The sequence below is a fragment of the Paenibacillus contaminans genome (assembly GCF_003285015.1).
In the GTDB taxonomy this organism is placed as follows: Bacteria; Bacillota; Bacilli; order Paenibacillales; family NBRC-103111; genus Paenibacillus_V; species Paenibacillus_V contaminans.
This window is the reverse complement of record NZ_QMFB01000015.1, coordinates 25,985-39,328: the sequence shown is the minus strand read 5'-3', so window position 1 is coordinate 39,328 and position 13,344 is coordinate 25,985. Positions and strand designations below refer to the sequence as shown.

The window sequence follows — 13,344 nt, the reverse complement described above, 5'->3', positions numbered from 1 at the left end:
CTACCATTATAAGCTTCCCGCAATAGAGAATGCTACTTCGGCCATCCCTTTGCTTTACCGTTCATTTTTGTGATCGGACAAGTACGTGATATAATGTTGAAGGACAATCATTTAGCGATGATTTCCCATTCGAAGCCGAGGAGTGTTGTACATGTCAGTTGATATTTACATTAATTTCAACGGGAATTGTCGTGAAGCGGTTGAGTATTACGCTCAGGTTTTTGGAACGGAGAAACCGAGAATTATGAGCTTCGGCGATGCGCCTCCTAACCCGGAATATCCTCTGCCGGAGGAAGCCAAAAATCTGGTTATGCACTCGCGCCTCAACATTGTGGGAAGCAACGTCATGTTTTCCGATGTTTTCCCCGGCATGCCTTTCAATGCGGGAAATAACATCAGTCTATCTATCGTTCATAAGAACCTGGACGAGTTGAAATCGTATTTCCATGGCTTGAAAGAAGGCGGCACTGTACGCATGGAGCTGCAAGAAACATTTTGGAGCAAATGCTACGGCAGCTTAATCGATAAATTCGGAATCGAGTGGCAGTTCAATTTAGACAGCGGGGAAACGTTCTGATTTCGTTTCGCCGATACCCCGGCTGCAGCGTTAAGCGCGGCTCATATGACAGCTTATCATCGCATAGCAATCGTTTAAAGGCGCCCCTGAGGCGTCTTTTTGCTTTTGCAAATTGCAAACAAAGTCCGATTATTGAACGCAAAAAGCACGGTGCCTCCCTGCATACTTCGGAAGATTCACCATGCTTTGGCTTCGTAACTTTCCTATTTATAGATTCATAGTCATTATGCGCTTTGTAATATTTTCATTTGGAGGTTGGATCTGATCCATCTGATTCTTTCTTTCACGTAGAAGTCGTAAGCGGCGCCGCGCAGCTCATTCAAGGAAACGCGCTGCTCCGTATTATTATCGAAAATCTCGAGCGTCCCGTTGTCATAAAATTTAAAGGTCAAATCGTCCCAGAGGGTACCGGCTTGATCAAGAATTTTCTCGATTTGATGCTCCGTCATAAACTCGCTATTATCGATCATCAGCTTTCTGAAATAATCTCTTTCAATGAATCTGATTTTGTTTGCCGGCATATTGTTTGCACCCCTCTCAAAATAGGAACGTTTGTTCTATAACTCTATTATAGCAAACATTTGTTCGCAGTCAATATTTTACAACCTATATTCGCGAAAAAAATTTCACGCGCCCCTCTTCGCCCGAATTACCAAAACCATTTCTGAAAAGCCCAATCCGCCGTAAACAGCGATGCGCCAAGTATTAGATTGCCCCATGCCAGCAGCCGGGTCAATTTCTTCTCTTTGTTCAAGCCTTGTCGGTCGTATTCCTTTACGTCGATGCGTAATGTCAGCGCTCCTGTCGCCGCCAGCAGCAATATGAAATAATAGAAATAACCGGTAGCGTTCATATGCATACCTCCTACCCCCTCGTACCGGAAGCCCGGCAGCTCGGGTTTACCTGGTCTTCATCCCGATTCGCCGAATGTGTATTTTCACGCTTACGTCTACGGGAACATCCTTATAGATTTCCTGCCATTTTTCTTTCGTTTTTATATTACGGTCCCAATAATGCGGCTCTTTGGCGCGGATATGCTCGCCGAAGCCGAATATATCGGAGCCTTCCTCTTTCATTTTGTCGATAAACGCTCTGTACATCTTGCCCGCAGCCTGCCGATCCGCCTGTTCGATTTCCCGGATGATGTCCGGATTATCGATGAATATGCGTTCGTTCGTTTTCTCCTCCAGGTTGACCTCAAGCTGTACCGAAACGTTGATATGCGGTCTGCCGTTCCGTATTTCCGCTTCGATTTTCGACTTGCGGTACGTTGCATTAAGGTTAACGGCGCCATCTTTTCCGTCTACAGGGACAAACCCCCGGTATCCGGCCGGATTCCAGCCCTTGATCGACATGAATGCGGCAATTTCGAACGGCTTCGTCACTCCGTTCATTTTGTCGCCTTTAAAAAAAGCGAGCCCCTTGATTTCAACGTTGCTGTCCTTCTTCAGCTCAACGTAAGGAAGATAGGCTTCCTGGCCTTTCTTCGAGGAATCGCTCCAGAAGGAGCCGAGAAAATTATTCGGAAACTTGCCCATCTTGACGGCCTGATCCATTGTCGTAATCAAATACAGCGTCGGCAGCCGCCCCAATTTCGGCGCCGCCGTCATCAAATCTTTGGCTTTCCCTTCCGAAATCAGCATCCAGGTCGTTCTTCTCACCTCGGAATTACGGCGGAAATAATCGTTCAAATTTTGCAAGCCCTTCTGCGCCACCGCTTCCGACACGACGATAATTCGCAAATGCCCGAAAAAAAGTCTGGACGAAATCTGCTGCTGCAAATTCATCAGCGCATCGTCAACCGTATGACCCGTCACTTCGATCGGCCACACGGTTTGCTTCGCATCGACCCCGCCGCCTTCCCCCGGCCCAAGCGGAATTCGGCCAGGCAATGCGATTTGTGCGGTAAGGCGAATCATATCGTTTTTCGGAGCGGGAAATTTTCCCTTGAGATGCGAAACCTCGCTCTCCTCCTCAGCGGCTCCCGAATCCGCCTCATCGACCGAAATGCCCAAAACGACCGCCCGCTTATCGAGTTCAAGACTGTCCCAGCATCCCGAAAGCATAGGAACCATGAGGAGAACGACGCCGATTATCCGAACCGGAACCGGAACCGGAAGCGTCCGCTTTCCGATTTTCATGGCAGCTCCCTCCTTTTCCTGCATAAAGCTGCTTGGCCTTCCGCAGTTGATCTTATTGCTCCAGTTTGTGCTTCGGATCGCGCAAGCCCTTCTTTTTACGGAGCCATGCGATGACAAGCAGGACGAAAGGATAAGCGATCGTTATCCACAACCCGATACGGCCTACGTTTTCGATAATGACGTACAGCTGAATGATGTTTTGCGGCTGCATGGCCAATAAAAAAATAAACGGCAGAAGAAATAGCGAGAACATTTTGTGATCGCGTAATCGAAACAGCTTGCTCATGGAATGAATGGTCAAAAAATAACTGGAATAAAGCGTAGTAAAGACGGCGGTTACCCAAACGGCCAAAAAAGCGGCGTCCAGCCGTTCCAAAATATTACCCGGCAACGACGTCGTTTTGGCAAGCTCGAGCGTCGGCCATAACAGCAGCTTCGTCTCCTCGGCGCCAAAGACGCCGACAGTTGCCGCGACGATCAAAAAATAAAGCCCTCCCGATACGACAATCCCCCACAAGCTTGCCCGCATCGCCTTCTCCGGCCGGCACATCGCCGGAATGACAAGCGTTATAATGAACGAACCCTGAAACAAAGCGGCAATAATCAAAACGCCGGACAGCATCCCCGCCGGTTCGTTCCCCCAAATCGGCTGCAAATTGATCACATTGGCATTTTTCAAGGAAAGCGCGACGATCAATAAACCGGGACCGAGGATGAGGGGCAAATAAAAATAATGAATATACGCAAACTTGGCGATGTCCTTCCGCGTGGTAACGGCTGCCAGCAGCAGCATGACGATAACGGTAACCTCCAGCGGGGTTCGCTTTAATACGGACGTTACGACCACTTCCCCAAACTCGCGCGCGGCAAGCGAAGTGAGGACGGCAAAAAAGCAAATGATGCATGCGCTGCCGATCCGGGCGATCCATTTGCCCACGATATCCTCGCTGTATTGAATGATCGATTGTGACGGAAAACGCATGCCAAGCATCGTGATGAACAGCAGACCGGCAAAAGCGACGAGAATGCCGAGCAGCGTAACCAGCGGAGCGCCGGCCCCGGTTGCCCGAACGGCAAAAAGCGGTAGAGGCAGCACGCCGACGCCGATAATCGTGCTAATGAGGATTGCCGCTGCTTGAATCGCCGTGATCTGGCGCGCGTCCTGCATGGGCTGCAGTCCCCCTTTCATTTCTTAGGTCAGACGAATCGTTCGAACGGTCAGGCTTCGGATTAAACGACCCGCCGGCGCCGCCGCCTAAACGATTTTGATTTTGCGGGTTAAGAAGAGCGGGCCTCTTTTTCATCGACCATAACGGTCCGCGGATTAGCGTGTCCTTCATCCCCTCAATATTGCCGGGAATAATCGGACTCATATAAGGGACGCCGAACGATTTTAAGGAAAGAAGATGGTTCGCGATCAGAATCAAACCGATCATGACGCCGTACAGCCCGAATATTCCTGCAAGTATAAACAAGGGGAACCGCAGAAGCCGCAAAGCCAAAGCCGCATTATAGGCCGGCGTAGCGAAGGAGCCGATCGTCGTCAAGGCGATGACGACTACCGTAACCGGACTCGCAAAGCCCGCTGCCACGGCAGCCTGTCCGATGACAAGCACGCCGACGATCGAAAGCGCTCCCCCTACCTGCTGCGGCAAGCGGAGCGTCGCTTCTCGCAATACCTCCATCGATATTTCGATTACGAGAACCTCTATTACGGAGGGAAACGGCACGCCCGCTCTTCCGCCCGCCACGGCAACGGCAAATTCCGTCGGGATGAGCTCCGGATTGAAGGAAATAACCGAAACGTATAAGGCCGGAAAGACCAGCGAAAATATTAACGCGACAAGACGGGTCAAGCGAATAGCGCTCATCAGCAGAAATCTTTCGGAGTAATCCTCCGTCGTTTGATAGAACTGGCTGAACACCGTCGGCACGATCAATGCAAAGGGAGAACCGTCGACGAAAATGATAACCTTGCCCTCAAGCAAATTAGCGACCGCTTTGTCGGGACGCTCCGTGTTCTGAACTTGCGGAAACGGGGAAAAATGATTGTCCTCGATAAATTGCTCAAGATAGCCGGCATCAAGCACCCCGTCGATATCGATGGCGGAAAGCCGCCGTTCCGCTTCTTTCACATGCGCGGGATCGGCGATCCCTTCGATATGGCATACGGCGACCTTCGATTTTGTCAATCTGCCGATCTTCATCGTTTTGACGCGGAAATCGGCCGTTTGCAGCCGGTAGCGCAGAAGCGCGATATTCGTCCCCAGCGGTTCGATAAAGCCTTCGCGCGGACCCCGGATGACCTGCTCGGTTGCCGGCTGGTCGACGGCGCGTTTTTCTACATTGCGCGTGCCGATCAAAAAAGCTTCATCCAGCCCTTCGACCGCCACAACCGTCTCTCCGCGCAATATGGCCTCGACCACCTTGATCAGCCGGCTTTCCAGCATGCCTTCGCTGTGATAGAGCGTATCGTTATATAACACTTCTTTCAGCCGGTGAGGCTCCGTGCCCTTGCCTTCCAAATGAGGAGGACGGTACATAAACGGTTTCAGAATATCCGTATTGATAAGGCCCTGGTCGATCAAGTTGGAGAAATACAGCATCACGGCAGGATATTGTCCGAAAACGTGGAAGCGCCGCATCGCAAAATCGTCATTTTCGCCTAATAAGCTATGTATGAACGCTATCGTTTCCTCTAGATTGCCGGTTATTTTCTCGTTAAGACTCTCTTCCAGAAGTTGATTCGGGACTTTGGCGACGGGTCTGTTTCGGTTTTTCGCCTTCCTGGCGAGCCATTGAAAAATCGGCATGTTACCGCCTCTCAATCCTTCTATTCTCGTACGCGCTCATACTTCAATCATTAGCCTATTTTCCAGCCGCTAGTCATTACAATTATTTACAGCCCGCACAACAACAAAAAAAACAGCGTCCGCGAGGAACGCCGCTTTCCCTTGATATCCCTATGAAAAAAAGCCAATTATTCCATCTTCTCCGCTGTAAATACGGTATCCAATTTCCCGCCGAGCCGTTTCTTCAAAGGCACCTTAATATCTTTTCCCAATTCTTTGAAAAATGCATCCATATCGCAATTTACGTTGGACACCGACACTTTCAGCGCACCCGCTTCGGAAATGGACGGATTCAGCTCATGCGGCACCGAAACGACGATATCGTACTTTTTGGTCAGCGTATTCGCATACCGCTTGAATATTTCCAACAATTCATCGTTCGTAAAATGTCCGATCGCCGTTTTCCCGTTATTCGTAAACTTTAAGTTCACATTCATTTCAAACTCCCCTTTTCTATTAACCATTTATTTTTGGACAAAGGTTAGCAAACTGGTTGCCCCGGTTCTTCTAAGAAAAGGTTCTATTTGGATGTATACGCCCTCTTGCTCCTTTCGCGCACCTTACTTGTATACATAAACCTGCAAATAACCTCTACCAACATACTAATTATACCCGCAAACACCCGGCAATAACAAAGGAAATTGACCGACAACCGAATAAAACCGAATTCCGCGTTCATCTTTCCCCATATTTAGAACATCATTCCAAAAAAACACGCATGAAAGCTCCGGCATCACGCCCGTGAAAACCCTTCTTCTTCCAAATATTCCTCGGCCTCTTCACGGGTTTCGAACGCCGATTCCAAATTGCCGCCGGCATATACGAACCATAAGTCGTTTTCATATATTAGATCAAGCTGCTGGCCTTCCGGCCCTGTCCAGCTTTGCTTCTTGTCATTTCCATCCGCACTTGACGGCCGGCCGGATTCCCCCGACAAAAAATCGATCGATTTGACGACGATATCGCGAAGCTTTTCCTCCGTATAATCGCGGATATTCACAAGCCCCTTCTCATCGGCATCATAGCCCGGAAGCTGGCCGACATAAACAAAGCCGTTCCCGTTCGGATGCAAGTGGTATGCCACGGTTTTTTTCTCATAAACGCTTTCTTCATAATGAAAATTAACGCGTCCCAAGGATACGTTCTTGCGTTGTAGTACGGGGAATGATTCCAAAATAGCGAGTTTTTCTTCGAAACTGAGCATATACGCCTCCGTTATTATGTTTACTTTCTTACGCCTTCCGGTAGTCCGTGTGCCGAATAAACCAGTGCTCCATCTCCGGGTGGGCAATGGCCTCGACGCCGAATTCGCCGTCCGCCGATTCGAAATCGTACCAATCCGTAACGATAACCGACTGACCGATTTCAAACGGATGATCGTTCGTGTTTGCAATGATGATGATCGTGTCTCCCGCCTGCGCTTTGGCCCCGCTTATAGGCTCATTCATTTCATAACGCTCCCTTACCGTTCTGTTAAGCAATTCGTAAGCCCTGCAATCGATGCCCTGCGTTTTCTTTGTACTTTTTGTTTTGCAGCAGCCGATACGATCATTATACTCGCAAGCAGCGGATAATAACAAAATAACAATTCAGCGTGCTCGCCTGCTCGCCTTCATTCATCAAACTATTTTTCAAATTTTGGGTTTCCGGCTATACTACATAAGGCGATAACCTATTTATCATCATGAGGAGATGAACATGAAGAAGATCGGACTTATTTATTTCGGCGATATGCAGAGGCTTACCAAAAACTGGGTAGCGCTGATCATTATCGGAGGACTCGTGTGCCTCCCTTCCCTGTACGCCTGGTTCAACATCAAGGCTTCCTGGGATCCTTACGGGCAAACGTCCGGCATTGCGATTGCGGTCACCAACGAAGATCGGGGCGCTACGCTGCGCGACAAGCCGGTTAACATCGGAGACGAGGTCGTAGCCTCCTTGCAAAAGAACGCCCAGATGGGCTGGTCGTTCGTCGATCGGACCAAAGCGCTGGACGGCGTCAATCACGGCGATTATTACGCGGCCATTACGATTCCCGCCGATTTTTCGGATAAAATCGCTACGGTACTGACCGACAATCCGCAAAAGGCGGAAATTTTATATGACGTCAACGAGAAAATTAATGCGATCTCTCCGAAAATAACGTCCAAGGGCGCTTCGGGCATTACGGAGGAAATAACCCGCAACTTCATCAAAACGGCGAACGGCGCGATTTTTCAACTGTTCAACGAAGTCGGCGTCGAATTGGAGAACGAGCTGCCGACAATCGAGAAGGTCAAGGACGTCGTCTTCAAGCTTGAAGCGGCTTTCCCCGAAATCAACGGCGCGGTCGGCACGGCCGCCAAAGATATCGCCGCGGCGAACGAGCTTATCGGCAAGGTGCAGGCGCGCATCCCCGAGGTGGCGAAAATTGCCGAGGAAGGTAAACAATTAACGCAAGGGGTGTCCCAATATATCGACAAGGGCACGGAAGCCGTCGAGGCGATTGCGCCGAACATCAAACAAGACTTGCTGCTGCTGCAGCAGGCCGCCATTTATACGGAGCAATTGACCGGCATGCTGCTGGGTTCGGACTTTGATCCGAATAAGGCGAAAGCCTCGCTTGATGCCGCTTCGCGCAGACTCGCCACAGCTGTTGACGTAACGGATAAGACGATCGCATTATTCGAGAAGCTGAACGCTCTTACCTCCGGCAACCGGCTTTCGCCTGCGATCGCCAGACTGCAGTCGGTCAAGGACCGGTTTCAGCGGCAGCTGACCGTAGTTAACAAGCTGCAGGATGCCCTCGCCAAAGGCGAGAAGCCCGCCGAAGAGCTCGTCAACGAGCTGAATCGGCTGTCCAAGGAAACGTCCGGCGAGCTCGGGGACATCATCAATCGTTATGACAGCGAAATTTTGCCCGCCGTCCTGCAAGGCTTGACCGCAGCCAAAAAATCGCTCGCGACGGCGCAATCGGTGCTTGCGGAAGCGGGCAGCAGCATGCCTGACGTGAAGCGGATCGCAGACGATGCGGCAAAGGGCATCGCCGTCGGCAGCAAGGAATTCGAAGCGATTCGTCAGGAGCTGCCGGCCGTCGAAGCGAAAATTACGCAGCTGGCGGATCGTTTCAGAGCGTTCGAAACGGAAGGCGACATCAAGCAAATTATCGACCTGCTCAAAAACAATTTCGAGAAGGAAAGCGAATTTTTCGCCGAACCCGTTCTGCTGAAGGAAAACAAGCTGTTTCCGATTCCGAATTACGGCTCCGGCATGTCGCCGTTTTTCTCCACCCTTTCGCTTTGGGTAGGCGCCTTGCTGCTTGTATCCCTTTTGACGGTCGAGGTTCACGATCATGCCGCCGGCTTCAGAAGCTATCACATTTATTTCGGACGATTCTTCACCTTCCTAACGTTATCGCTGCTTCAATCTCTGCTGGTAACGACGGGTGATATATACCTGCTGGGCACATACGTGGCTGAGAAGCTGCCGTTCGTTTTGTTCGGACTGTTTATCGGCTCCGTCTTTATGCTGATCGTGTATACGCTTGTTTCCGTTTTCGGCAACGTAGGCAAGGCGCTCGCGATCGTTCTGCTTGTGCTGCAGCTTGCCGGCTCGGGAGGCACATTCCCGATTCAGGTGACGCCGCCGTTCTTTCAAGCGATTCACCCTTTCCTGCCGTTCACCTATGCGATCAGCATGATGCGCGAAGCGGTCGGAGGCATTCTGTGGGATATCGTCGTACGCGATATGATCATGCTTGCTGTCTTTGCCGGCATAGCGCTCGTCATCGGTCTTGCGCTCAAAAAAGTGATCAACCGCGCGAGCGCAAGCTTCGTCAGCAAAGCCAAAGAAAGCGGGCTAATTCATTAAATGCTGTTTATTTACAGGTTCAATGAGGAATACTTGTTGCATGGAGCTATAGAAGGCGAACGACTGCAACGTCAAGCAAAACCGCCTTTCTATAGCTATAGACCGGAAAGGACGATTCCCGATGTTCTCACGCATTCTTTTGGCTTACGACGGCTCGGCGTTATCGAAAAAGGCGCTGGAGTATGCATGCAGGCTCGCCGAAGACAACCGGGCAAAGCTGGAGGTCGTTCACGTTCTGCATAATCCCGTCGCGGTTATCGGCGAAGCCATCTTCAATCCGTCGGCGGAATACGAGAAGGCATACATAAACCGCACCGAAAGCATGATCGAAGACCTGAACCGGCAATTATCCGGGCTCCCCGACGCAAGAGCGACCATGCTGATCGGAAACCCGGTGGCGGCGATTTTGGACTATGCGAAGGAAATGTCCGCGGATATCGTCATTGTCGGCAGCAGAGGGTTATCCGAGATGCAGGAGCTGTTCCTCGGTAGCGTAAGCCACAATATCGTTCAGCACGCCTCCATTCCCGTTCTCGTCGTCAAATAAGGCGGATAACGAAAAAGCTTTCAAATCCGCTTTTTTGGATTTGAAAGCTTCTTTTTCATTCCGGGGACCGTTTATTTATTGATAAACGAATCCACCTCGATAAACGGTGTCGCCCCTCCGGTGACCGAAGGCAAGCGACCGTCCCATTTCTCCAGCGCTTTCTCCTGCACCTCGATCTGCTTCAGCTGTACGAGATCGGGCGTTATTTCCTGCTTCTTCAGCTTGAGCGACTCCGCTTCCGCTTGAGCCTGCGCGACCTTCTGCTTCGCCTCGATTTCCACGCGCTTCAGGTCATTCTCTGCTTTAAGCGCCTGCTGCTGCGCGACCTGCTTGGCCTCGATCGACTGATTGAACGCATCGGAAAATTTGAAATTGACGATATTGATATCATTCACGATCAGATCGTATTTGGCCAGACGTTTCGTAAGCAGATCGCTTACCTCGTTCGCTACGACATCCCGCTTCGCGATCAAATCCTCGGCCGGATATTTGGCCGTCACTTCCTTGACGATTTCCTGAATGGCCGGTGCGATGATGATGGAATCATAAGCGCCTCCGATATTGTTCATTAGATGATACACGGCTTCCTTATTTACCGAATAGTTGACGGCGACATGCGTCGAAACCGGCTGCAAATCTTTGGAAGACGCCGACGTATCCGCCTCCGACTTCGTCACCTGCGTATTGACCTGGATAACCGTTTGCACGAAGGGGATTCTAACATGCACGCCCGGCGCGAGCACATTGTCGCTTAGCTTGCCGAACGTTTTATACAGCCCTACGTGTCCGTACTGCACGGTAGCAAAGCTGTTCATGCCCAAAATGACGACCACTAGGCCAAGCACGACCAGATTGATGACCGCTTTGACGCCGTTATTCTTCTGGGGCTTCAGGTTGTGAACTTCCGCATTCATGACACGACCTCCCGATGTTTAATTTTGGTTGCTAACCGGTAATACGTTCCAACCCCTGCAGCCGTTCCGTTTCATGTCCTTGTCCCTTAACAGAAATGTAACAGAAACGAAATACTTTCTTCATCTCCCTTTAATGATCGTCGCCTATACTAAGAGTCGACCCCCCTTTTTGATATATAATCTCTTTAGACCCGCGGCCCGTTGCTTGCGGGTCTCTTTTTTTGTTTTTGCCGATGGACGAAGGATAGCCGAATGGGGACTAGCCGTTAGGCAACCGTACAAGCTAAGACCACCAACTTCCATATACTGTATTACTTCTTTAAGAAAGGTGCTGATTGACCTGTCCTGCAAACCTTTTTGCCCGACTAGAACGGTTGTCGATCCCCCTGTCCAAATCGTGAGGGATATTTTTCATCCGCAAATTGTCGAGGTCGTGCATCCGATCCAAGTCGTGAACCGCCACCACTGCTGCCCCGTCCCTCGCCACACTTTTACGTGGAACGTCATCGACGTGCCGGCGGATGAGGCGGACGCCGTCGATCCGATCGACCGCTCCGGCCGCTCCTGCCGTTCCGATCGGCGCAGCAGATCCGGCAGATCCAACCGCTCTAATCGGTCAAACCGCTCCAACCGCTCCAATAGGTCGGGCAGATCCGGCAGATCTTGTTTGAACGGACGCTGCAGATAATACGTCTCTTATTGCATACCGCTTCAAGGCGCGCTCGATGAACAAGCAGGTTCAGCCGCACGCTGTGCTGCGTTCAACCATGCCCAAAAAGGCACACTCGGCCTACAATTGCCGCCGAGTGTGCCTTTTTGGCGTTCGGGAGCGGCTTTTTCTCCGCTGGACGAACGTACCGGAATTGGGGATAAGCCGCTAGGCTCCAATCCATGCCCTTTCCGCAATGCCCCATATACTGTACTACTTCACAAGAAAGGGTTGATGCACATGTCTTGCCATCCAAAACCTGCCTGCCCGACATGCCCGACAAAAACCGTTTATGATCCGCCTGTTCAAGTTTTTAGAGACATTTATCATCCGCAAATCGTGGAGATCGTTCATCAGGTCGAAATCGTAAACCGCCACCACTGCTGCCCGGTTCCCCGTCATGTTCACACGTACAGAACGGTAGATGATTTCTCCGGCATGAATAATCCGTATTTGCGGACCGAAAGATCGGCCAGCACTTCTCCAAGATACGGAAGATAAAGCCGAATGTAATGCTCGCTGCCGGACGGCCTTTGCAGCCCGCCCGCTAACGGACGATTCTTATTTAGCCGTTTCCGGCACGAGCCGTATGATTTTATCGTCCCCTTCCTTCGGGGCTCCGCGTCCGTCGCGGTTATTCGTCAACACATACAGCGAGCCGTCCGGCCCTTCGTAAACGTCCCTGATACGGCCGAGCTGTCCCTTGAACAAAAACTGCTTGCCGGACACCTTCCTTAAACCGCCGCTTTCCGACAGCTCGAAACGAATCATTTGCTCGCCGCGTAAATTCGCTGCGAGCAGACTGCCTTTCCAGGGTCCCCGGGTGACGAACGTCATGCCCGAGGGGGCCCATGTCGTCGTGCCGCTGTGCGCAATCGGCGTTATCATTTGGGGCGCGGTTTCGTCCCCTTCGATATTCGGCCAGCCGTAATTTGCTCCGCCTTCGATCACATTCAGCTCGTCATGCGCGCTTTGTCCGTGCTCGGAGGCGAACAGCTTGCCGGTCCCAGGCTGCCAAGCAAGCCCCTGAGGGTTGCGGTGGCCGTAACTGTAGACGGCCGAACCGGGGAACGGATTATCCGCCGGAATCGAGCCGTCGGACCGGATGCGCAAAATTTTGCCGCCCAAGCTTTTCGTATCCTGCGCAAGCGGCGGTTCGTATCGGTCGCCTGCCGTTATGTACAAATAGCCGTCCGGCCCGAATTTGATCCGGCCTCCGTTATGATTCGTACTTCCGGGCAAGCCCTCGATCAGCACTTTATCGAGCGTCGCTTTATCGTTCCGCTCGACGAGCCGCAGCACGCGGTTTTTGGTCTGTCCCTTCTCCTCATACGTGTGATACACATACATATAGCGATTGTCCGCAAATTTCGGATCTAGCGCCAAGCCCAACAGCCCGCCTTCGCCTTTGCTGACGAACGGGGACGGCATCGCGATGACGGGTTCCTTGACAAGCTTGCCCTCGCGGATGACGCGCACGACGCCCGGACGTTCGGTAAAAAAAATTGTGCCGTCCGGCGCGATCTCGATCGCCCACGGGACGTCGAGCCGATCGGCAACAACCTCCTGCCGGTAAGGCAAAGCTTCTCCCCGCCCCGCCGCCTCAGGCGAAGACGATACGGCGGTCTGGTCGTCGCCTTTCCTTTTTTTCATATCGTCCGCAAGCGAACATCCTCCCGCAGCGAGCGCTAACGCTAGTATGCCGACTGCGGAACGGAATCTTTTGGCCCCCATCGTTTCCCTTCCTTTCTATTG

At 51.5% G+C, this 13,344-nt stretch carries 14 protein-coding genes; 3 read left to right on the top strand and 11 right to left on the bottom strand.

Translation table 11 applies throughout. From position 1 onward, the window contains the following. The first annotated feature begins 151 nt into the window (after positions 1-151). Positions 152-577, top strand: coding sequence for a VOC family protein (locus tag DQG23_RS23495; RefSeq protein ID WP_113033331.1), 426 nt, complete (start codon positions 152-154; stop codon positions 575-577). Positions 578-801: 224 nt separating this feature from the next. Here DQG23_RS23495 and DQG23_RS23490 read toward each other — a convergent pair whose 3' ends face one another. The 8 genes from DQG23_RS23490 to DQG23_RS41875 all read right to left on the bottom strand — a co-directional run bounded on the left by DQG23_RS23490 (position 802) and on the right by DQG23_RS41875 (position 7,018). Further along, a complete protein-coding gene (locus DQG23_RS23490) occupies positions 802-1,098 on the bottom strand; it encodes a hypothetical protein (RefSeq protein WP_238177998.1) in 297 nt (98 codons plus the stop codon). A gap of 128 nt (positions 1,099-1,226) precedes the next feature. Then, on the bottom strand, positions 1,227-1,430 hold the full coding sequence (locus DQG23_RS23485; protein WP_113033330.1) for a CLC_0170 family protein: 204 nt from the start codon (positions 1,428-1,430) through the stop codon (positions 1,227-1,229). A 46-nt stretch (positions 1,431-1,476) separates the two neighbouring features. After that, the gene (locus DQG23_RS23480) at positions 1,477-2,718 is read right to left on the bottom strand and encodes a Ger(x)C family spore germination protein (RefSeq protein WP_113033329.1); all 1,242 of its coding nucleotides are present in this window, start codon (positions 2,716-2,718) and stop codon (positions 1,477-1,479) included. 52 nt (positions 2,719-2,770) lie between these two features. Next, complete coding sequence (locus DQG23_RS23475; protein ID WP_113033328.1) at positions 2,771-3,886, bottom strand: GerAB/ArcD/ProY family transporter; 1,116 nt, start codon at positions 3,884-3,886, stop codon at positions 2,771-2,773. Beyond that, on the bottom strand, positions 3,834-5,531 hold the full coding sequence (locus tag DQG23_RS23470) for a spore germination protein (RefSeq protein ID WP_113033327.1): 1,698 nt from the start codon (positions 5,529-5,531) through the stop codon (positions 3,834-3,836). The genes DQG23_RS23475 and DQG23_RS23470 overlap by 53 nt, the downstream gene beginning before the upstream one ends. 167 nt (positions 5,532-5,698) lie before the next feature. Next, entirely contained in the window at positions 5,699-6,007 is a 309-nt protein-coding gene (locus DQG23_RS23465) for a hypothetical protein (protein ID WP_113033326.1), read from the bottom strand. 296 nt (positions 6,008-6,303) lie between these two features. Further along, on the bottom strand, positions 6,304-6,774 hold the full coding sequence (locus DQG23_RS23460; protein ID WP_113033325.1) for a hypothetical protein: 471 nt from the start codon (positions 6,772-6,774) through the stop codon (positions 6,304-6,306). 28 nt (positions 6,775-6,802) lie between these two features. Further along, the gene (locus DQG23_RS41875; protein ID WP_146762361.1) at positions 6,803-7,018 is read right to left on the bottom strand and encodes a hypothetical protein; all 216 of its coding nucleotides are present in this window, start codon (positions 7,016-7,018) and stop codon (positions 6,803-6,805) included. Positions 7,019-7,268: 250 nt separating this feature from the next. Here DQG23_RS41875 and DQG23_RS23450 point away from each other — a divergent pair, with 250 nt between their 5' ends. Together DQG23_RS23450 and DQG23_RS23445 are read left to right on the top strand one after the other, a co-directional pair. After that, complete coding sequence (locus DQG23_RS23450) at positions 7,269-9,419, top strand: YhgE/Pip domain-containing protein (RefSeq protein WP_113033323.1); 2,151 nt, start codon at positions 7,269-7,271, stop codon at positions 9,417-9,419. A 121-nt stretch (positions 9,420-9,540) separates the two neighbouring features. After that, positions 9,541-9,966, top strand: a complete 426-nt coding sequence (locus DQG23_RS23445; RefSeq protein WP_113033322.1) for a universal stress protein — start codon at positions 9,541-9,543, stop codon at positions 9,964-9,966. A gap of 71 nt (positions 9,967-10,037) precedes the next feature. Here the strand turns inward: DQG23_RS23445 and DQG23_RS23440 are convergent, their stop codons facing one another. The 3 genes from DQG23_RS23440 to DQG23_RS23425 all read right to left on the bottom strand — a co-directional run bounded on the left by DQG23_RS23440 (position 10,038) and on the right by DQG23_RS23425 (position 13,323). Beyond that, a complete protein-coding gene (locus DQG23_RS23440; RefSeq protein ID WP_113033321.1) occupies positions 10,038-10,880 on the bottom strand; it encodes a prohibitin family protein in 843 nt (280 codons plus the stop codon). 411 nt (positions 10,881-11,291) lie between these two features. Further along, positions 11,292-11,519: a hypothetical protein gene (locus tag DQG23_RS42235; protein WP_158560661.1), complete on the bottom strand. Its 228-nt coding sequence runs from the start codon at positions 11,517-11,519 to the stop codon at positions 11,292-11,294. Between the two features lie 631 nt (positions 11,520-12,150). Continuing rightward, positions 12,151-13,323 (bottom strand): PQQ-dependent sugar dehydrogenase, encoded by a 1,173-nt coding sequence (locus tag DQG23_RS23425; protein WP_113033319.1) that lies wholly within the window; start codon positions 13,321-13,323, stop codon positions 12,151-12,153. Positions 13,324-13,344 lie beyond the last annotated feature (21 nt).